Origin of the sequence: Actinomadura violacea (genome assembly GCF_017573465.1) — a bacterium.
GTDB classification, from domain to species: Bacteria; Actinomycetota; Actinomycetes; order Streptosporangiales; family Streptosporangiaceae; genus Spirillospora; species Spirillospora violacea.
The window spans coordinates 131,732-150,199 of the sequence record NZ_JAGEPF010000020.1 but is presented as its reverse complement, the minus strand read 5'-3'; the positions used below and the strand labels follow the sequence as shown (position 1 = coordinate 150,199).

At 74.6% G+C, this 18,468-nt stretch carries 20 protein-coding genes; 4 read left to right on the top strand and 16 right to left on the bottom strand.

Annotated features, from left to right (window positions below; genetic code table 11):
• Positions 1-36: 36 nt before the first annotated feature.
• The 8 genes from J4709_RS31540 to J4709_RS31505 are packed head-to-tail and all read right to left on the bottom strand — an operon-like array spanning position 37 to position 8,751.
• Positions 37-1,419, bottom strand: a complete 1,383-nt coding sequence (locus tag J4709_RS31540; RefSeq protein ID WP_208246090.1) for an aldehyde dehydrogenase family protein — start codon at positions 1,417-1,419, stop codon at positions 37-39.
• Between the two features lie 2 nt (positions 1,420-1,421).
• Positions 1,422-2,195 carry an SDR family NAD(P)-dependent oxidoreductase gene (locus J4709_RS31535; protein ID WP_208246088.1) on the bottom strand — a complete coding sequence of 258 codons (774 nt, stop codon included), beginning with the start codon at positions 2,193-2,195 and terminating at the stop codon, positions 1,422-1,424.
• A 52-nt stretch (positions 2,196-2,247) separates the two neighbouring features.
• Positions 2,248-3,504 (bottom strand): ABC transporter substrate-binding protein, encoded by a 1,257-nt coding sequence (locus J4709_RS31530; RefSeq protein ID WP_208246085.1) that lies wholly within the window; start codon positions 3,502-3,504, stop codon positions 2,248-2,250.
• On the bottom strand, positions 3,501-4,589 hold the full coding sequence (locus tag J4709_RS31525; protein WP_307801697.1) for a branched-chain amino acid ABC transporter permease: 1,089 nt from the start codon (positions 4,587-4,589) through the stop codon (positions 3,501-3,503). The genes J4709_RS31530 and J4709_RS31525 overlap by 4 nt, the downstream gene beginning before the upstream one ends.
• On the bottom strand, positions 4,582-5,478 hold the full coding sequence (locus tag J4709_RS31520) for a branched-chain amino acid ABC transporter permease (RefSeq protein WP_208246083.1): 897 nt from the start codon (positions 5,476-5,478) through the stop codon (positions 4,582-4,584). The genes J4709_RS31525 and J4709_RS31520 overlap by 8 nt, the downstream gene beginning before the upstream one ends.
• A complete protein-coding gene (locus J4709_RS31515; protein WP_208246081.1) occupies positions 5,475-6,359 on the bottom strand; it encodes an ABC transporter ATP-binding protein in 885 nt (294 codons plus the stop codon). Before J4709_RS31515 ends, J4709_RS31520 begins: the two co-directional genes overlap by 4 nt.
• Complete coding sequence (locus J4709_RS31510; RefSeq protein WP_208246080.1) at positions 6,356-7,099, bottom strand: ABC transporter ATP-binding protein; 744 nt, start codon at positions 7,097-7,099, stop codon at positions 6,356-6,358. Before J4709_RS31510 ends, J4709_RS31515 begins: the two co-directional genes overlap by 4 nt.
• On the bottom strand, positions 7,096-8,751 hold the full coding sequence (locus J4709_RS31505) for a class I adenylate-forming enzyme family protein (RefSeq protein ID WP_208246078.1): 1,656 nt from the start codon (positions 8,749-8,751) through the stop codon (positions 7,096-7,098). Before J4709_RS31505 ends, J4709_RS31510 begins: the two co-directional genes overlap by 4 nt.
• A gap of 9 nt (positions 8,752-8,760) precedes the next feature.
• Between J4709_RS31505 and J4709_RS31500 the strand changes: the two genes are divergently transcribed.
• From J4709_RS31500 to J4709_RS31490, 3 genes are read left to right on the top strand one after another with little or no spacing between them, the layout of a single operon-like run.
• On the top strand, positions 8,761-9,186 hold the full coding sequence (locus J4709_RS31500; RefSeq protein ID WP_208246076.1) for a zinc ribbon domain-containing protein: 426 nt from the start codon (positions 8,761-8,763) through the stop codon (positions 9,184-9,186).
• The gene (locus J4709_RS31495; protein ID WP_208246074.1) at positions 9,183-10,343 is read left to right on the top strand and encodes a thiolase family protein; all 1,161 of its coding nucleotides are present in this window, start codon (positions 9,183-9,185) and stop codon (positions 10,341-10,343) included. The genes J4709_RS31500 and J4709_RS31495 overlap by 4 nt, the downstream gene beginning before the upstream one ends.
• Positions 10,340-11,347, top strand: coding sequence for a TIGR03617 family F420-dependent LLM class oxidoreductase (locus tag J4709_RS31490; RefSeq protein WP_208246072.1), 1,008 nt, complete (start codon positions 10,340-10,342; stop codon positions 11,345-11,347). The genes J4709_RS31495 and J4709_RS31490 overlap by 4 nt, the downstream gene beginning before the upstream one ends.
• Before the next feature lie 10 nt (positions 11,348-11,357).
• Here J4709_RS31490 and J4709_RS31485 read toward each other — a convergent pair whose 3' ends face one another.
• The 8 genes from J4709_RS31485 to J4709_RS31450 form a co-directional block, all read right to left on the bottom strand.
• Positions 11,358-12,227: an alpha/beta fold hydrolase gene (locus tag J4709_RS31485; RefSeq protein WP_208246071.1), complete on the bottom strand. Its 870-nt coding sequence runs from the start codon at positions 12,225-12,227 to the stop codon at positions 11,358-11,360.
• A gap of 108 nt (positions 12,228-12,335) precedes the next feature.
• Positions 12,336-12,950, bottom strand: a complete 615-nt coding sequence (locus tag J4709_RS31480) for a TetR/AcrR family transcriptional regulator (RefSeq protein WP_208246070.1) — start codon at positions 12,948-12,950, stop codon at positions 12,336-12,338.
• 57 nt (positions 12,951-13,007) lie between these two features.
• Entirely contained in the window at positions 13,008-13,772 is a 765-nt protein-coding gene (locus J4709_RS31475) for a crotonase/enoyl-CoA hydratase family protein (RefSeq protein ID WP_208246069.1), read from the bottom strand.
• 10 nt (positions 13,773-13,782) lie between these two features.
• A complete protein-coding gene (locus tag J4709_RS31470; protein ID WP_208246068.1) occupies positions 13,783-14,571 on the bottom strand; it encodes an SDR family NAD(P)-dependent oxidoreductase in 789 nt (262 codons plus the stop codon).
• A gap of 85 nt (positions 14,572-14,656) precedes the next feature.
• Positions 14,657-15,814: an NHL repeat-containing protein gene (locus J4709_RS31465; protein ID WP_208246067.1), complete on the bottom strand. Its 1,158-nt coding sequence runs from the start codon at positions 15,812-15,814 to the stop codon at positions 14,657-14,659.
• Positions 15,811-16,299, bottom strand: coding sequence for a SigE family RNA polymerase sigma factor (locus tag J4709_RS31460; protein WP_307801695.1), 489 nt, complete (start codon positions 16,297-16,299; stop codon positions 15,811-15,813). Before J4709_RS31460 ends, J4709_RS31465 begins: the two co-directional genes overlap by 4 nt.
• A 138-nt stretch (positions 16,300-16,437) precedes the next feature.
• Complete coding sequence (locus J4709_RS31455) at positions 16,438-16,917, bottom strand: DUF3237 domain-containing protein (RefSeq protein ID WP_208246066.1); 480 nt, start codon at positions 16,915-16,917, stop codon at positions 16,438-16,440.
• A gap of 47 nt (positions 16,918-16,964) precedes the next feature.
• Complete coding sequence (locus J4709_RS31450; RefSeq protein ID WP_208246065.1) at positions 16,965-17,939, bottom strand: helix-turn-helix transcriptional regulator; 975 nt, start codon at positions 17,937-17,939, stop codon at positions 16,965-16,967.
• Positions 17,940-18,002: 63 nt separating this feature from the next.
• On the opposite strand from J4709_RS31450, the gene J4709_RS31445 reads away from it, so the two are divergent.
• Positions 18,003-18,452: a VOC family protein gene (locus J4709_RS31445; RefSeq protein ID WP_208246063.1), complete on the top strand. Its 450-nt coding sequence runs from the start codon at positions 18,003-18,005 to the stop codon at positions 18,450-18,452.
• Positions 18,453-18,468 lie beyond the last annotated feature (16 nt).

Here is an 18,468-nt window from a genome sequence, read left to right as displayed (position 1 = left end):
CAGGCGGGGCGCAGAGACGGCGGGGTGGTCACGGGCTCAGGCGGTCAGGTCGGCCACCACCGCCTTCACCCGGGTGTAGGTGCGGTGGGCCTCGTCGCCGTTCTCGCGGCCGAAGCCGGAGTCGCCGTTGCCGCCGAACGGGACCTGGTCGCTGAGGACGCGGTAGGTGTTCAGCCAGACGACGCCCGCGCGCAGGTCACGGGCGAGGCGGTGGGCGCGGGCTCCGTCCCGCGTCCACACCCCGGCGGCGAGGCCGTAGCGGGTGTCGTGCGCCTTGGCGAGCGCGTCGGCCTCGTCGGTGAACGGCGCGGCGGCGAGGACGGGCCCGAACACCTCCTCGCGCATGAGGTCCGAATCCGGGTCGGCGCCGTCGAACAGGGTGGGCGGGGTGTAGTAGCCGCCGGCGAGGCGCGGGTCGTCCGGGAGGGGCGCCTCGGCCAGCAGGCGGGTGCCGTCGGCGCGGGCCCGGTCGATGGCGGCGAGGGTCTTGTCCCGCTGGACGGCGGTGATCTGCGGGCCGAGGACGGTGCCGGGCTCGCGCGGGTCGCCGACCCGGATGGCCGCGACGCGCTCCGCGAGCCGTTCGACGAAGGCGCCGTAGACGTCCTGCTGGACGTAGAGCCGCGACCCGGCGACGCACATCTGCCCCGTGGTCGTGTAGAGGCCCCCGACGACGCCGTCGACGGCCCGGTCCAGGTCGGCGTCGGCGAAGACGAGCTGCGGCGACTTGCCGCCGAGCTCCAGCACGACGGGGGTCAGCCGCTCGCCGGCGGCGGCCGCGATGCGGCGGCCGTTCAGGGTGCTGCCGGTGAAGCTGATCAGGTCGGTGCCGGGGTGCGCGACCAGCGCCTTGCCCAGGTCGGCGCCGCCGAGCGCGATCTGCACGACGCCCTCCGGGACGCCCGCGGCGTGCAGCGCGTCCAGGAGCCGGAGAGTGGTGAGGGGCGTCTCGGGGGCCGGTTTGAGGATGCAGGCGTTGCCGAACGCGATGGCCTGCGCGGCCTTCTTCGCGGCCATGCGGAGGCCGACGTTCCACGGCGTGATGCCGAGGACGACGCCGTGCGGCTCGCGGACCGTGTAGGCGAGCAGGTCGCCGGAGACGGGGACGGTCGTGCCGGTGGCCTTGTCGGCCCAGCCGCCGTAGTAGGCGAGCGCGGACGCGCTGCGCCGCACCTCGTTGCGGGTGATCGACGGGAGCTTGCCGGTGTTGTCGGTCTCCAGCTCGGTGAGCTCGTCGGCGTCGGCGGCGAACAGGCGGCCCGCCTCGACGAGGATCCGGCCTCGCTCCGGCGCGGGGGTGCGCGCCCATTCCCGCTGCGCGGCGCGGGCCGCGGCGAACATCGCGTCGAGGTCGTCCGGCGAGGTCTCCGGCAGCTCGGCGAGGGTGCTCCCCGTGATGGGCGAGTGGACGGTGAGCATCGTCAGTCCCCTTCGTCGAGGCGGGTCGCGGTCCCGGCGAGGAGGCCGCCGTCGATGACCAGCTCGCTGCCGGTCATGTAGGACGACTCGTCGGAGGCGAGGTAGACGACGCCGGGCGAGATGTCGGCGGGCGTGGCGATCCGGCCCATCGGGTAGTCGCGGACGCGCTTGGCGAGGCCGCCGGTGGCGCGGGCGCGGGCCAGGAAGTCGGTGTCGACCATCGGCAGGATCAGGCAGTTGACCCGGATACCGTCCTTGACCAGCGCCATCGCCGCGTTGCGGGTCAGCGCGCGCACGGCGCCCTTCGCCGCCGCGTACGCGACGCCGTGCGCGGGCGGGCGGACGCCGAACGTGGACGCGACGTTGATGATCGACCCGCCGCCGGCGCGGCGCATCGCGGGGATCGCCGCGCGCATGCCGAGCCACTGGCCCTTCTGGTTGACGGCGACGACGTGGTCCCAGTTGTCCTCGGTCTCCTCGGCCACGTCGCCGGGCGTCATCATCCCGGCGTTGTTGACCAGGACGTCGAGCCGCCCGTGGCGGTCCTCGGCGATGCGGACGGCGGCGTCCCAGTCGGCGGCGAGCCGGACGTCGAGGTGCACGTAGTGCACCGGCAGGCCCTCGCCGCGCAGCCGTTCCGCGGTCGCCTCGCCCGCGTCGTCGAGGATGTCGCCGATGACGACGCCCGCCCCCTCGCGGGCGAGCATCTCGGCGTGCGCGGCGCCCTGCCCGCGCGCCCCGCCGCTGATGAGCGCCACCTTGCCGTTCAGGCGCATGCGTCCCCCTTCGATCTTCCGCGCGGCGTCCGGCGCGCCGCGGTGCCCCGCGTCACTTGGCGTAGTCCGGGGTGTAGCCGGCGATGTCCTTGCTCTCGTGGCGGGTCTCGCTGATGGCCTTCACGCCGCCGGGGACACCGGCGTCCGGGCGCAGCAGCAGCGACTCGGTCGCGGGCGCGTGGCCCTTCACGGTGTAGTCGAGCGGCGGGAGCAGGCCCTCGGTGTCGACGTTCTTCAGCTGGCTCACCGCCTTCAGGACGCCCTCGCGCGTCAGGTCCTTGTCGTCGCACGCCTGCTGGAGCACCTTGGCGTACACGACCGCGGACGACTGCCCCAGCGTGACGTTGCTGTCGAGCTTCGTGTTCGGGTACTTCTTCTGGTACGCGGCGACGAAGTCCTGCACGACCGGCAGCTTCATCGACGGGACGGCCCACGACTGCGCGACGGTGACCCGGTCGAGGGCGGGCTTCTTGGACGCGCCCTCCAGCAGGTCGCCGCTCCAGCCGGCGCCGTTGACGACGATCGGGACGCGCAGCCCGGCGGACTCGCTGGCGACCGCGACGGAGCCGAGCTGCTTCGGCGACGCGCTGACCAGGATCGCCTTCGCGCCGGCGTTCTTGATCCCGGCGATCTGCGAGGTCAGGTCGGTGTCGGTCGGCTTGATCTTGACCTCCGTCAGCTTCAGCCCGTGCTTGCGCGCCATGTAGCGGCTGCCGCTGATGGCCGTCCCGCCGTAGTCGCCCTCCAGGTAGACGTGCGCGATGGTGTCGCCCTGCTTGACCGTCCCGTCCTGGAGCCACGCGTCGAGCGCGTTGATGACCTCGTAATCGTAGGTGGAGCCGGCACCGAGGATGTTCTCGCTCTTCAGCAGCGGTCCGGCGCCGCTGGCGGGGTAGACCAGGACCTTGTCGCCGGCGTACTTGTCGATGAGCGCGGCGTTGACGCCGGAGCCGAAGACCTGGCTGAAGCCGAGCACCTTGCGGGCGAGGTCGGAGTAGAGGGTCGTCGCCTTCTGCACGTCGTAGCCGTGGTCGACGACGTCCAGCCTCACCTTGCGCCCGCAGACGCCGCCCTTCTCGTTCAGCTGGGAGAAGTACAGCTGGTGCGCGTTGGTGATCTTGGTGTCGTTGGCGGCGAACGGGCCGGTCAGGTCCGCCATCTCGCCGAGCGTGATGGTGCCGGCGGTGACGCCGGGGCCGGTCTTGACGCCGTCGGAGCCGACGGAGTCCTGCTTGACGGCCTTGGAGCTGCAGCCGGCGGCGAGCAGGGCGAGCGCGGCCAGGCCGGCGAGGGTGCGCGTGCGGTTCATGGACGTCCTCCGCGGGGGTGGGGTGTGGTGGATGGGTGCGTGCGGACGGCGGGGGGCGCGGGCAGCAGGGCGCGGACGCGGCGGGCCACCGCGGCCAGCCCGTCCGGCTCGAAGATCATCAGCACGATGACCAGGGCGCCGTAGAGGTAGCGGGCGAACGAGGACGGGTCGACGCCGCCGGAGCCCGGCTCGGCGAGCAGCGGCAGGGCGTCCACGTAGCGGCCGAGCAGCAGCGGCAGGCCGGTGACGATCGCGGCGCCGACGACCGAGCCGCCGACGACGCCCATCCCGCCGAGCACCGCCATCGCCAGGTAGTCGATCGACATCGTGAGGCCGAACGAGTCGGGCACGACCCGCCCGACGATCAGCGCGTACAGCACGCCGGCGACGCCCGCGTACACCGACGACAGCACGAACGCGGAGGTCTTGGCGCGGCGCACCGCGACGCCCATGACGGCGGCGGGGACCTCCCCGTCCCGGACGGCCTGCAGGCCGCGGCCGGGGCGCCCGGCGACGACGCCGCGCGCGAACCACCAGGCGAGCGCCGCGAGGACGACGCCGAGGTACCAGAGCAGCTCGTACTGCCCGAGCGGCACGTTGAACACGGTGATGCCGGAGTCGTCGCCGAACTTCAGGCCGAACAGCGACAGCCGCGGGGTCGGGCGCCCGTCGTAGCCGCCGGTGAGGTCGGTCGCGCTGTAGAGCACGTGCTGGCCGATGTAGACGAGCGCGAGCGTCGCGACGCCGAGGTACAGGCCGCGCAGCCGCGACGAGATCGGGCTGAACGCGAGCCCGGCGAGGCCGGCGAGCGCGGGCGCGAGGACCGCGGCGAGCCAGGTCGGCAGGCCGAGCCCGATCCGGTCGTCGGTCCCGGCGAGCGCGACGTACCCGTACGCGCCGACCGCGAGGAAGAACGCGTGCCCGAGCGACAGCTGCCCGGCGACGCCGCTGAGCAGGTTCAGGCCGATCGCGCCGATCGTGGCGGCGCAGACGAACAGCCCCATCTGCAGCAGCGAGGTGTCGGCGTAGAACGGGACGACCGCGAGGACGACGGCCGCGACGGCGAGCAGGACGCGCCTAGACACGGGCGGCCGCCTTCGTCCCGAACAGCCCGGACGGCTTGACCAGCAGCACGAGCAGCATGACCACCCACGGCATGACGGACCCGAAGCCCTGCCCGAGGAAGGTGAGCTGCCCCTGGTAGCCGGACGCGAGGCTCTCCGCCAGGCCCATGATCACGCCGCCGACGAGCGCGCCGGTCATCGAGTCGAGCCCGCCGACGACCGCGGCGGGGAACGCCTTGAGCGCGGTCTGCCCGGTCGCGGCGTCCATGCCGGGCGACGGGGAGGCGGTCAGGAACACGCTGGCGACGGCGGCGAGCGCGCCGGCGATCGCCCACGCGCTGAGCGTCACCCGGTTGTGCCGGACGCCCGACAGCATGGCGGCCTCGGTGTCCTCGGCGGTGGCGCGCATCGCCACGCCCCAGCCGGTCCGCTGGAACGCCAGCCCGAACAGGCCGATGAGCACGAGCGCGGTGGCCATCGCGGCGACGCGCGTCTGCGCGACGGTGACCGGGCCGATGTTCACCACGGCGTTCCCCCACGGGTCGCCGAGGTGCAGCATGTCGGACCCGATCCGCCGGGTGAGGTCGGTGAGCAGCACGATGTCCAGCCCGATGGTGACGATCGCGGCGACGTCGTGGCGGGCGCCGCGCTGGCGCAGCGGCCGGATCAGCAGCCGGTCCACGAGCATCGCGAACGCGGCGGTCGCGGCGACGCCCGCGAGCGCGGCGAGCCAGAACCCGGTGTGCGGGGACAGCCGGGCGATGACGTAGCCGCCGCCGAGCAGCGTCGACCCCTGCGCGAAGTTGATCACGTCGGTGCTGCGGAACACCACGACGAACCCGACGGAGATCAGCGCGTACAGCATGCCCAGCGACACGCCGTTGACCAGCAGCTCGATCAGCTTGGTCACTTGTCCTCCTGATGCTGGTCCTGGTTGGCCACGGCCTCGGTCCCGGCGCCGGTCCCGGCCTCGGTCCCGGCGTCGGTCCCGGCGTCGGTCTCGCCGAGGGCGCCGCCGAGGTAGGCGCGCAGCACCTCGGGGTGGCGGCGCACCTCGTCCGGGGCGCCGTCGGCGACGAGCCGGCCGAAGTCGAGGACGGTCACCCGGTCGGAGACGTCCATGACGAGGGTCATGTCGTGCTCGATGAGCAGGACGGACACGCCGGTGCGGTCGCGGACGTCGCGGATGACCCCGGCGGTGCGGGCGGTCTCCTCGTCGTTCATGCCGGCGACGGGCTCGTCCAGCAGCAGCACCGACGGCTCCATCGCCAGCGCCCGGGCGAGTTCGAGGCGCTTCTTGTCGCCGTAGGACAGCAGCCCGGCGGGCCGGTCGAGCAGCCGGGACATCCCGACGAGCTCGGCGATCTCGGCGGCCTTCGCGCGTCCCTCGCGGGCCTCGCGGCGCGCGGACGGCAGCCGCAGCCCGGACGCGATCACCCCGGCGCGGGTCAGCACGTGCCGGCCGAGCAGGATGTTCTCCAGCACGGTCTGCCGTCCCGACAGGGCGATGTTCTGGAACGCGCGGCCGATGCCGAGCCGCGCGATGCGGTGCGGCGCGAGCCCGGTGAGCCGGTTCCCGCCGAGCGTGACGCTCCCGCGGTCGGGGGCGTAGACGCCGCAGATGACGTTGAAGGTGCTGGTCTTGCCGGCGCCGTTCGGGCCGATGACGGCGTGCACGGTGCCCGGCTCGACCCGGAACGACACCCCGTCCAGGGCGGTGACCCCGGCGAAGCTCAGCGCCACGTCCTCGACGGCCAGTACCGCGTCTTCGGCGGCCTGTTCCCCGGTCACGGCTTCACCCCCATGTACAGCTCGCGGACGCGGGCCGCGTCGATCTCCTCGCCGACGCGTCCGGACAGCGAGACCCGGCCGACGTCCAGCACGTAGGCGGTGCCGGCGAGGCTGAGCGCCATCGCGGAGTTCTGCTCGACGAGCAGCACCGCGGTGCCCTGCCGGTTGATCTCGTGGACGGCGTCGGCGATCCCGGCGATGATCTTCGGCGCGAGGCCGAGGGACGGCTCGTCCAGCAGCAGCAGGCGGGGCCGCGCCATCAGCGCGCGGCCGATCGCGAGCATCTGCTGCTCGCCACCGGACAGCATCCCGGCGCGCGCGCCGAGCTTCCTGGTGAGCGCGGGGAACAGGGTGAGCACGCGTTCGCGTTCCCGCGCGCGCTCGCCGCGGTTCTTCAGCGCGCTGCCGCCGACCCGCAGGTTCTCCTCGACGGTGAGCCGGCCGAACACGTGCCGTCCTTCGGGGACCTGCACGATCCCGCGGCGGACGATGTCGGCCGCGTCCCGGCCGGTCACGGGCTTGCCGTCCCAGCTGATCGAGCCCTGCCGGACGGCGCCGCGGTGCAGCCGCAGCGTGGAGGAGATCGCGCGCAGGACGGTGCTCTTCCCGGCGCCGTTGTTGCCGAGCAGCGCGACGACGGACCCGGCGGGCACCCGCAGCGACACGCCCTTGAGGACGCGTCCGGCGCCGCCGTACTCGACGTGCAGGTCGTCGACGACGAGGGCCGGCCCGCCGGTCATGACGCCCGCTCCTCGCGCAGCCGCTTCTTGAGGATCTTGCCCATCGCGTTGCGGGGCAGGTCGTCGACGAACTCGACGGCGCGGGGCCGCTTGTACCCGGCGACCCGCCCCTCGGTGAACGCGACGAGGTCGTCCTCGGTGGCGTCGGCGCCCGCGGCGCGCTCCACCACCGCGTGGACGCGCTCGCCGAGGTCGGCGTCCGGGACGCCGATCACCGCGACGTCGGCGACGGCCGGGTGGGCGCGCAGGGCCTCCTCGATCTCGGCGGGGTAGATGTTCACCCCGCCCGCGATGATCATGTCGGTGCGGCGGCCGGTGACGTAGAGGTAGCCGTCGGCGTCGAGGTGGCCGAGGTCGCCGGTGCGGAAGTAGCCGCCGGCGTCCAGGACGTCGGGGCCGAGCGGGCCGCGGCCGAGGTACTCGGGGATCATCCGCGGGGTCCAGACGAGGATCTCGCCGGTCTCCCCCTCCGGCAGCGGGGCGCCGCCGTCGCCGACGATCTTCACCTTGACGTGCCGGAACGGCCGGCCCGCGGCGCCGGGCTTGCGGCGGTGCTCCTCGGGCCGCATCCCGGCGATCATGCTGGCCTCGGTGCAGCCGTAGCCCTCGTAGAGCAGGCCCTCGCCGAAGTACTCGAACACCCGCTCCTTCAGCACGTACGGGACGGGCGCGGCGCCGACGCTGACCTTGCGCAGGCTCGACACGTCGTACTTCGCGCGGACCTCCGGCGGCAGCGCGAAGATCCGCTGCAGCATGGTCGGGACGGCGTGCCAGTGCGTGACCCGGTGCTCCCCGATCAGCCGCAGGGCCTCCTCGGCGTCGAACCGGCGCTGCAGGACGGCGACGCCGCCGTTGCCGAGGCACGCGTTGGCGTGGTTCGGGCCGGCCGCGTGGTGCATCGGCATGTTCAGCAGCGCGCGCCGGTCGTCGCCGGAGGAGAAGTCGTCGAACCGGGTGGAGTCGAGGTAGCAGCTGAGGATGTCGGGGTCGGCGGTCGGCGTCTGCCGGAACGCGCCCTTGGGGCGGCCCGTCGTGCCGGAGGTGTAGACGATGAGCTGCGCCTGGTTCCGCGCGACGCGCGGCTCCGGGTCCGGCTGCTCGGCGAGCAGGTCCGCCAGGCCGAGCAGTCCGTCCGGCGGGTCGACGTGCGCGACGAGCCCGGCGCCGGCGGCGCGCAGCGCGTCCTCCACCGGGCCGGGGTCGCGGACGTCGAGGAACGCCGCCTCGGTGCGGCTGTCCTCGGCGATGTAGGCGAGTTCGGCGGGGGTGAGCCGCAGGTTCATCGCCACCTGGATCGCGCCGAGCTTGGCGAGGGCCGCGTTGACGACGAACCATTCGATCCGCGGCCGGACGGCCACGCCGATGCGGGAGCCGGCGCCGTAGCCGCGGGCGGCGAGGGCCGCGGCGAGCCGGTCGGCGCGCTCGTTCCACGCCGCCCAGGTCAGGCTCCGGCCGCCCTCGACGAGGGCGGCGGCGTCCGGACGGGTGCGGGCGAAATGTTCGGGTCCGGCTGTCGCTTGTGCGTTCAGCTCCGCCTCCTCGGCTGGTGCACACGGCGCTGACCTGCACAGATCGGGCCCGGTGCTGTGTCGTCGATCACAATGGCGAGGACGATAACAAACTTCTTGGACATTCAGCAAGGATTCCCTCATGCTGGGCCCATGCCCGAACCCCACCCCGCGGCCCCCGCGGCCGCCATCGCCGACCCGCGCCCCTCCGGCCCGCCCGACCTGCGCGGCGTCGCCTGCACCGCCTGCGGGCGGGTCGCCTTCCCCGCCCAGGACCTCGGCTGCGAGCGGTGCGGCGCGGACGGCGCGGCGCTGCGTCCCGCCGCCCTCGCCGGCACCGGGACCGTCGCCGCGGCCGCCGTCGTGCGCCGCCACGACGGCCCCGGCATCGACGCCCCGTTCACGGCCCTCGCGATCGTCCTCGACGACGGCCCCTTCGTGCACGCGCTGCTGGACGGGGACGGCGGCCCCGCGCCGGGCACCCGCGTCGAGGCCGTCGCCGCCGGGACGGACGGCGACGGCGCCATCGTGGAAGTGCGGTTCGCCGTCTCGGGAGACGCCGCGGGAGGTGCCGCGTGAAGCTGCGCGACATGCGGCCGGTGTACGTGATCGGCATCGGCCTGCACCGGTACCGGCCGCTCAGTGACGTGCCCTACGTCCGGCTCGGGCTCACCGCCGTGCGGGCCGCCCTCGCCGACGCCGGCATCGCCTGGCGCGACGTGCAGGGCGCCTACACCGGGGCGACGCGGCTCGGCATGGCGGTGTCGCGGCCGATGCTCCGCCACCTCGGCGCGACCGGCATCCCGATGACGCAGGTCGAGAACGCCTCGGCGTCCGGGTCGTCGGCGTTCCGGCTGGCGTGCATGGAGGTCGCCGCCGGGGTGTCCGACGTCGTCCTCGCCATGGGCGTCGACAAGCCGGCGCCGGTGAAGCGCGCCGAGTCGCTGGCCGGGCTGCCGAGCCTCGCGGGCGGGCACATCGTCCCGTTCACCAAGTACGCGCTGCTCGCCGACGAGTACATGACCCGGTACGGCGCGTCCCCCGCCGACATCGCCGCCGTCGCGGTGAAGAACCACCGCAACGGCGCGAGGAACCCGTTCGCGCACCGGCAGAAGGAGCGCACGCCCGAGGAGGTGCTCGGCGACCGGCCGATCGCCGGCCACTTGACCCGGCTCCAGTGCTGCCCGGTCGGCGAGGGCGCCGCCGCGGTGATCGTCGCGTCCGCCGAGGCCGTCGAGCGGCTCGGCGTGGACCGCGCCCGGTGCGTGCGCGTGACCGCGTCGGCGCAGCGCAGCGAGGAGCTGTACGGGCCGAAGAGCTTCGACGCCGAGCTGACCCGCGAGACGACCGCCGCCGCGCTCGCCGACGCCGGCGTCGCCCCGTCCGGCGTGGACGTCGTCGAACTGCACGACGCGTTCTCGATCGAGGAGCTCCAGTACGTCGAGGCGATGGGCCTGTGCGGCGAGGGCGAGGCCGCCGGACGGCTCCGGGCCGGCGAGTTCGACATCGGCGGGCGGTGCGCGGTGAGCCCGTCCGGCGGGCTGCTCGCCATGGGCCACCCGGTCGGCCCGACCGGCGTCGGGCAGGTCGCCGAGGTGACCCGGCAGCTGCGCGGCGAGGCCGGCGACCGGCAGCAGCCGGGCGCCCGCACCGGGATCGCGCACATGGTCGGCGTCGGCGCGGTGTGCATCGTCCACGTCCTCGAAGGCCCCGCACCGCAAGGCGAGGCACGGTGAAGGTCGACGCGCGCCTTCCGCAGGGCCTCCCGCTCGACGGCGTGGCACGCACCGCCCGGGCCTGCGAGGACGCCGGATACGACGGGCTGTGGGCGCGCGAGTCGGCGCACGACCCGTTCGTCCCGCTCGGCGTCGCGGCCGAGCACACCGCGGCGCTGCGGCTCGGCACGTCCATCGCCGTCGCGTTCGCGCGCAACCCGATGAACCTCGCCCACCTCGGCCACGACCTGGCCTTCTACAGCCGCGGCCGGTTCGCGCTCGGCCTCGGCAGCCAGGTCCGCGCGCACATCGAGCGCCGCTACTCGATGCCCTGGAGCGCGCCCGCGCGGCGGATGGCCGAGCTGATCGCCGCCGTCCGCGAGATCTGGCGGTGCTGGGCGAGCGGCGACCGGCTGGCGTTCGAGGGCGACTTCTACCGGCACACGCTGATGACCTCGGCGTTCACCCCGGCGCCGCACCCATTCGGGACGCCGCCGATCCTGCTGGCCGCCGTCGGGGAGAAGATGACCGAGGTCGCCGGCGCGGCGGCGGACGGGCTGCTCGTCCACGGCTTCACCACGCCGCGCTACCTGCGCGAGGTCACGCTGCCGACGCTCGGCCGCGGGCTCGCCGCGTCGGGCCGCGACCGGATCGAGGTGAGCGCCCCCGTGCTGCTCGCCACGGGCGCGACCGAGGAGGCCATGGCGGCGTCGGTGCGGGCCGTCCGCAAGCAGATCGCGTTCTACGGCAGCACCCCCGCCTACCGTCCGGTCCTGGAGCTGCACGGATGGGCGGAGCTGGCCGACGAGCTGCACGAACTGTCCCGCGCGCAGCGGTGGGACGCGATGACCGGGCTGGTCGGCGACGACGTGCTGAACGCGTTCGCGGTCGTCGCCGAACCGGACGGGGTGGCCGGCGCGGTCCGGGACCGCATGGACGGCCTGGCCGACCGGATCAGCTTCTACACCGTCGCCGACACCGATCCCGAGATCCTGGCGCGGGCGGCCCGCCGGCTCGGGGCTTAGCTCCGGGCCGTCAGGCGGCGCCGTCGAGGACCTCGCGCAGCCTGCGCGCGAACGCCTCGGGCTCGCCGGGGTGGCCGAACTCGTCGCCGAGGAAGCCGCTGTGGTGGCTCGGGAACCCCGTCGCCGGCAGGCCCAGCAGCGCGGCCGCGGCCTCCGAGGTGCGTCCGGTCAGCAGGCCCTTCGACTCCTCCCCCACCGCGATCACGATCCGCGTCGGCGCCGCCTTCAGCGCCTCGACGTCGAGCCGGTACCCGCTGACCGCCCAGGAGCGGTCGGACAGCAGCGGGTCGCCGCGCGAGCCGTCGTCCTCGGCCGGCATCCCGAACTGCGCCGGGTCCGGCGCCGGGAGCGCGAGGTAGTCGTCGGTGAACTCGCCCTGCCACGAGGCCATCGCTATGAAGGCCGCCATGCCGGCGCCCGAGCCCTTGGCCTCGTAGACGTCCCGGACGGCGGCCCGCGCGCGCTCGGCGGCCTTGGCGTCGGGGAGCGCCGGGATCAGCGGCGGCTCGTGCGCCACCAGGACCGTCACGTCGCCCGGATGGGCGGCGACGAGCGCGAGCGCGGTCACCGCGCCGCCGCTGCTGGCGAACATCTCGACCGGGCCCGCGCCGAGCGCCTCGATGATGGCGTGCACGTCCTCGGCCTGGACCTCGGGGGCGTGGTCGGTCCTGCCGTCCTTGCGGACGCTGCGGCCGAGGCCGCGCGGGTCGTAGGTGACCACGGTGCGGTCGGGGAAGTGCGACGCCGGCGTCGCGAACCCGCTCGCGTCCATCGGCTGGCCGATCATGAGCAGCGGCGGGCGGCCGCCGGCGGGAGGCAGCGGCCCGCGGACGTCGTAGACGAGGTCGGCTCCGGGGGTGTGCAGTGTCCTGGTGTCCATGCCCGTACCGACCGCCGGCGCGCCGGGAACTCATCGCCGCGCAGAGGCGGCATTCGTTCAGGGGCGGCATTCGTTCAAGGGCGGCATTCGTTCAAGGGCGGCATTCGTTCAAGGGCGCAGGCCGTTGACCACCGACGAGACCGCGGCGCGCCGCGCCTCGTCCAGGTCGAACCCGTCCGGGTCGACGAGGAACTGCAGCGTGATGCCGCGCAGGATGCCGCCCAGGTAGACGGCCGTGCCGCCCGGGTCGACGTCGGCGCGGACCGTCCCGTCCTCGACGCCGCGGACGATCCACTCCTCGAACTCGGCGCGCATCTCCGCCAGCCGCGTCGCCATGGCCTGCCGCAGCTCGGCGAGGTCGCCGACCGACTCCAGCGCCAGGACCAGCACCACCTTCGCCGGCACCGGGTCGCGGCCGAGCCGGGACAGGTACGAGTCGAGCATCAGCTCGATCGCCTCCAGGCCCGGCAGGTCCTGCTCTTTTCGGCGCAGCACCTGGCTGACGTAGGAGTCGCGGATCGTCGTCAGGACCGCCTCCATCAGCCCCTGCTTGGAGCCGAAGTGGTAGCCGACCAGGCCGCGGCTGACCCCGGCCTCCTCCTGGATCCGCGCGACGGTCGTGCTGCGGTACCCCTCGTCGGCGATGATCCGCATCGTGGCGTCGACGAGCGCGCGCTTGGAGGCGTCGCTGCGTTCGCCCTGGGTGAGCTGCCGGCCCGCCACGGGTCCCCCTGCACGAATTCCCATTGGTGACTGGGTCACATTACCGGCGCGGGGCCGTCATTTCCGCCAAGACGGCGCACGGCCCTCGCCGAAGGCCTTCAGGCCCTCGTCGCGGTCGGGCGAGTCCAGCGCGGGCCGCGCGACGGCCATCTGCGCGTCGAACGCCTCGTCCTCGCCGCTCCACTCGAACGCGCGGCGGACGATCTCCTTGGTGGCCCGCACCGCGAGCGGCCCGCCGAGCAGGATCCGCTCGGCCAGTTCGAGCGCGGCGTCCACCGCGTGCCCGGGTTCGGCGAGCTTCCCGACGACGCCCCAGCGCTCCAGGTCGCCGGCGCCGTAGCGGTCGCCGGTGAGGGCCATCATCATCGCCGCGTGGTACGGCATGCGGCGCGGCAGCCGGATCAGCCCGCCGCCGACGGCGACCAGGCTGTGCCGGACCTCGGGCAGCCCGAAGAGCGCGTCCCGCGCCGCCACGATCAGGTCGCAGCTCAGCGCCAGCTCGAAGCCGCCGGCGAGCGCGTAGCCCTCCACCGCCGCGATCACCGGCTTGCCGACCGACCGCCGGGTGAACGCGGCGACCTGCGCCTGCCGGTTCCGGTAGCTCGGCTCGCCGCGGCGCGCCGCCTTCAGGTCGCGGCCGGAGCAGAAGTTGCCGCCCGCGCCGGTCAGCACCGCGACCGAGGCCGCGTCGTCGGCGTCGAACCGCTCGAACGCCTCCTGCATCGCCTCCCGCAGCTCCAGGTCGATCGCGTTGTACACGCGCGGCCGGTTCAGCGTGATGATCTCGACGGCGCCGCGGCGCTCGGTCTGCACGACACTCATGTGGTCCTCCTCAGAGCGCGAACGAGTAGCCGCCGTTGACCGGGACGGTCTGCCCGGTGATCCACGACGCGGCGTCGGAGGCCAGGAACAGCACGAGGTTCGCCGCGTCCTCGGGCTCCCCGGCGCGCCGGATCACGTACTTGGCCATGATCTTCTTGAAGCGCTCCTCGTCGGCGAACCGGCCCTCGGTGCGCGGCGTCCGCGTCGCGGCGAGCGAGATGCAGTTGGCGGTGATCCCGTACCGGCCGGTGCTCGCGGCGACCGACCGGGTGAACCCGGCGGCGCCGCCCTTGGCCGCCGAGTACGCCTCGCGGCCCGGCTCCCCGACCCGTCCGGCGTCGGAGATGACGGTGACGATCCGGCCGTAGCCGCTCTCGATCATGCCGGGCAGGACGGCGTGCACGTTGTTGAGCACGCCGAACAGGTTGGTGCCGAGGTAGCCGTGCCACTCGGCGGGCGTCTGCTTCCAGAACGGCCGGGTCATCTCCTCGGTCGGCTGCGGGCCCGCGTTCCCGGCGTTGTTCACCAGGATGCCGATCGGGCCGAACTCCCCGGCGGCCCGCGCGACCGCGGCCGTCACCGCGTCGAGGTCGCCGACGTCGCCCGCGACCGGCAGCGCCTTGACGCCGAGCGCGCGCACCTCCTCGGCGACCTTCTCGGCCCGCTCGGCCCGGAAGTCGTTGACCACGACCGCGCCGGCGCCGTGCTCGGCGAAGTGCAGGGCCACCCGGCGGCCGACGCCCTGCCCCGCCCCGGTGACCAGCGCCGTCCGCCCCTTGAGGTCAAGGATGTCCGCCATCGCTACCGCCTCTCACGCAACTTGTTTGCTGATCGTACAGCATAAAAAGTCGCCGTCCAGCGGCCGGCGCCGGCCCGCCGGGCGATCACCAGACGAAGGCGGCCATCTTGTTCCCCTCGCCGCCGAGCCCGGTCGGGGTGCGGGCGCCGGTCGCCAGGTTCATCCGCATGCCCTTGCCGTTGCGCAGGTAGAGGACGAACCGCCCGCTCGCGTCGACCACCGGCCCGCCGTTGTCACCGTCGCCGGGCACCCACTGGTCCAGCACCTTCGAGGACGCGCCCGGAGATCCCGGGAGCCGTACGAGCCGCACGGAGTACTGCCGGTCGAGCACGATGATCCGGTCGCCGCCGGGCAGGAGCACGGGACGGTCCGCCTCCCCCGTTCCCGCGAACGTGCGGGTGGCCCGCAGCACGCCGCCGCGGCTCCGCGGGCCGAGCCGTCCCGCCGACGCGTCCGAGGTCCACAGCAGCGACCCGTCCGCGCCCCAGGCGACGGACAGGACCGGCACGCGGCTCCCCCAGGTGGTGGCGCGGCCCGTCCGCAGGTCCCAGACCGCGACGCCCTCCCCGGACGGCGTGCTCACCAGCATCGCCAGGCGGGTGCCGTCCGGCGACGCCGTCAGGCCGTCGAGCGACGACCAGCGCGACGGCGCGGCGGTACCGGTCGGCGCGGCGGTACCGGTCGGCGAGGCGGACGGCACGACCGCGTCCAGGTCGGCGGCCCTCGGCGCCTGGGCGACGAGGACCGCGTCGCCGTCCGGCCGTCCCCGGTCGTCCACGTGGACGCGGGCCACCAGCGCCCGGCCGGCCGCCTTCCTCCCCACCGTGAAGAAGAACGTGCGGTCGTCGGCGGCGGCCGTCGCCTGCCCCGCCCAGAGGGGGCGGTAGCCGGCCGGGGGCCGCACCGTGCCGAGGACCTCGCCGGTGCGCACCCGCACGACCTGCGGGTCGTGCGCGTCCTGAAGCCGGAGCGCGAGGTCGGGCGACCGGGCCGGCCGCACCGGCGTGACGTCGAGGGCGCGCGGTACGAAGGACGGATCGTCGGCGCTCCCGCCGCCCTTGAGGAGGCCGGCGGTCAGCAGGACGGCCAGCGTGGCGGCGACCGCCGCCGCGACCGCCAGGAACGGGTACGCCCCGCGCCGCGCCCGGCCGTCCTCCGGCCAGTCGGGTTCCGGCGGTGCCTCGACGCGGGCCGTCGCGTCCTCGAACGCGGTCCGCAGGCGGTTCTCCAGTTCGGCGCTCATCCGTTCCCTCCCAGGAGTTCCTCGAGGCGGCGCAGGGCGCGCGAGATCGTGGACGAGACCGTGCCGCGGCTCACTCCGAGCGTGGCCGCGATCGCGTGGTCGTCGAGGTCGAGGAAGAAGCGCAGCACGACGACCTCGCGCTGCCGGCGGGTGAGCCGGTCCAGCGCCGCGAGCACCTCCGTCCGCTCCTCGCGCAGCAGCACCGCCTCCGCCGCCGAGCCGTCCGGCACCGGCCGCGGGACGCGGGCGGACGCGGCGACCTTCCGCCGCCGCAGCGCCGACCGGCAGCCGTTGACCACGGACGTGCGCAGATACGCCTCGGGGCTCTCCGGCGAGCCGCGCCGCCTCCAGCGGCGGTGCAGGCCGAGGAACGCCTCCTGCACGACCTCCTCGGCGACCCCTTCGTCGTCGATCAGGAGCACGGCCGTGCGGACGAGCGTCCGCGCGTGCTCCTGGAACAACGCGGACAGAGCTTCTCTTGACACGCCGGTGGCCGCCCTTCCTAGAGCCTCTACCAAGAGAAGACGTGCGACCGCCCCGATTGCTGAAGACCGTTTTCCGCGAGCCTTGGAACGCGGAAGCGGCGCCACGGCCGTTCGCCGGGGCGCCGCTCGGATCACGGGTCAGAGGAGGGCGTACATGCGGATGGCGACGGTCTCCTCCTCGGGTGCGCGGGCGAGTCCGACGAAGACGGTCCGGGCGAGCCACCGGTGCGCCGGCGCATCGGTGCGGAAGACGGGCGACGTCCGGTAGTAGACGCCCGGCCAGGACACCTGGAGGTCGCCGTCGTGCTGCTCGGGGCTGCCGGCCTCGTCCTCGTGGTAGTAGCCGCGGTTGACGATGTCGATGACCGCGCCGTCCTCGGCCCGCAGCAGGTAGCGGGCGTCGAGCTGGCAGACGTCGCCGCGGGTGCTCGACCAGTCGCCGCCGCCGGGCAGGACGGTGCCGCGCAGCAGCGGGCCGTGGACCGTGCCGCCGGTGATGGGGGTGAACTCGGTACGCTCGCCGTCGCCGTGTCCGACGTGGAGGGTGGGGGCGAGCTCGGCGCGGATCTCGAAGGCGAAGGTCAGGGCGGGGGCGAACGGGGGCTGCGTGTCGGGCATGGCGGCAGGCTAGCGACCCTGCGCGCGATATACAACGGCGTTGTACATCATTGTTGCATCTCGTCGCCCGGCCCGGCCAGGGCGGCGAGGCGGCGGGCCAGCCGGGCGGCGGCCTCCCGCAGCTCCGGCGGCTCCAGCACCCGCGCCTCGAACCCCAGCCGGACGACCTGCACCGCCAGCCGGTCCAGGTCGTCGCCGCCGACGACGAGCACGCACCACCCGTCCCGGTCGTCCTCGACGCGTCCCACCTGCGGCGGCACCAGGTCCAGCACCTCTTCGGGACGGGCGCGCACCCGGATCCGCGCGAGGTGCCGGTACGGCGCCTCCGCCACCGAGCGCTGCACGTAGGCGACCGGGTCCGGATGCTCCCGCACCGGGAAACCCCAGGTCGTCGCGGTGACGTCGCGCATCCGGTCCAGCCGGAAGGTACGCCAGCCGGCGCGGTCGACGTCCCAGGCCATCAGGTACCAGCGGCGGCCCGTGGCGACCATCCGGACCGGCTCCACCGCCCGCTCGCCCTCGGCGCCGCCGCGGGCGGCGTACCGGAACCGCACCCGCACCGCGTCGCGGCAGGCCCGCGCGAGCGTCACCAGAACCTCCGCGTCGACCACCGCCCCGGGCCCGGCGAGCGTCTCGGTGGCGCCGTGCACCGCCCGCACCTCGGCGCGCAGCCGGGGCGGCATCACCTGGTCGAGCTTCGCGAGCGCGCGCAGCGCCGCCTCCCCCGCGCCGGCGACCGTCCCGCCCGCCGCCAGCCGCAGCGACACCGCCGTCGCGATCGCCTCCCCGTCGTCGAGGAGCAGCGGCGGCAGCCGGGTGCCCGCGCCGAGCCGGTAGCCGCCGCCGACGCCCGGCGCGGCGTGCACGGGGTAGCCGAGCGCGCGCAGCCGCTCGACGTCGCGGCGCACCGAGCGGTCGGTGACGCCCAGCTCGGCCGCGAGCTCGGCGGCGGTCCAGGACGGCCGCGCCTGGAGCAGCCCGAGCAGCCGCAGCACCCGCTCGGTCGTCGCCTCGACGGTCACGCGCCCATCGTTCCACGCGATCGCGGAACGAACCTGTCCGCGATATGGGGAAGGCTGGGGGCCATGACGAACCACAAGGCCCGCGAGGTCCAGATCACCTTCGACTGCGCGGACCCCGCCGCCCTGGCCGCCTTCTGGGCCGACGCGCTCGGCTACCGGCTCCAGGACCCGCCGCAGGGCTTCGACTCCTGGGAGCAGGCCCTCGACGCGATGGGCGTGCCGCCCGAACGCCGCAACGACGCCTCGGCGGTCGTCGACCCCGGCGGCTCCGGCCCGAGGCTGTTCTTCCAGCGGGTGCCGGAGGGGAAGCAGGCCAAGAACCGCGTGCACCTCGACGTGCGGGCGGCCCCCGGCCTCACGGGCGACGCGCGGATGGCGGCGCTGGAGGCGGAGGCGGACCGGCTCGTCGCCCGCGGCGCCGCCCGCGTCCAGCGCCACGAGCCCGCGCCCCCGCTCGGCGCCGGCCACATCGTGATGACCGACCCCGAGGGCAACGAGTTCTGCCTGGACTGACCGCCCGCCGGCCCGA

Coding starts and splice junctions, on each gene's coding strand:
- J4709_RS31540 (WP_208246090.1), bottom strand. CDS start 1,419: ATGCTCACCGTCCACTCGCCCATCACGGGGAGCACCCTCGCCGAGCTG.
- J4709_RS31535 (WP_208246088.1), bottom strand. CDS start 2,195: ATGCGCCTGAACGGCAAGGTGGCGCTCATCAGCGGCGGGGCGCGCGGG.
- J4709_RS31530 (WP_208246085.1), bottom strand. CDS start 3,504: ATGAACCGCACGCGCACCCTCGCCGGCCTGGCCGCGCTCGCCCTGCTC.
- J4709_RS31510 (WP_208246080.1), bottom strand. CDS start 7,099: ATGACCGGCGGGCCGGCCCTCGTCGTCGACGACCTGCACGTCGAGTAC.
- J4709_RS31505 (WP_208246078.1), bottom strand. CDS start 8,751: ATGAGGGAATCCTTGCTGAATGTCCAAGAAGTTTGTTATCGTCCTCGC.
- J4709_RS31500 (WP_208246076.1), top strand. CDS start 8,761: ATGCCCGAACCCCACCCCGCGGCCCCCGCGGCCGCCATCGCCGACCCG.
- J4709_RS31485 (WP_208246071.1), bottom strand. CDS start 12,227: ATGGACACCAGGACACTGCACACCCCCGGAGCCGACCTCGTCTACGAC.
- J4709_RS31475 (WP_208246069.1), bottom strand. CDS start 13,772: ATGAGTGTCGTGCAGACCGAGCGCCGCGGCGCCGTCGAGATCATCACG.
- J4709_RS31470 (WP_208246068.1), bottom strand. CDS start 14,571: ATGGCGGACATCCTTGACCTCAAGGGGCGGACGGCGCTGGTCACCGGG.
- J4709_RS31465 (WP_208246067.1), bottom strand. CDS start 15,814: ATGAGCGCCGAACTGGAGAACCGCCTGCGGACCGCGTTCGAGGACGCG.
- J4709_RS31455 (WP_208246066.1), bottom strand. CDS start 16,917: ATGCCCGACACGCAGCCCCCGTTCGCCCCCGCCCTGACCTTCGCCTTC.
- J4709_RS31445 (WP_208246063.1), top strand. CDS start 18,003: ATGACGAACCACAAGGCCCGCGAGGTCCAGATCACCTTCGACTGCGCG.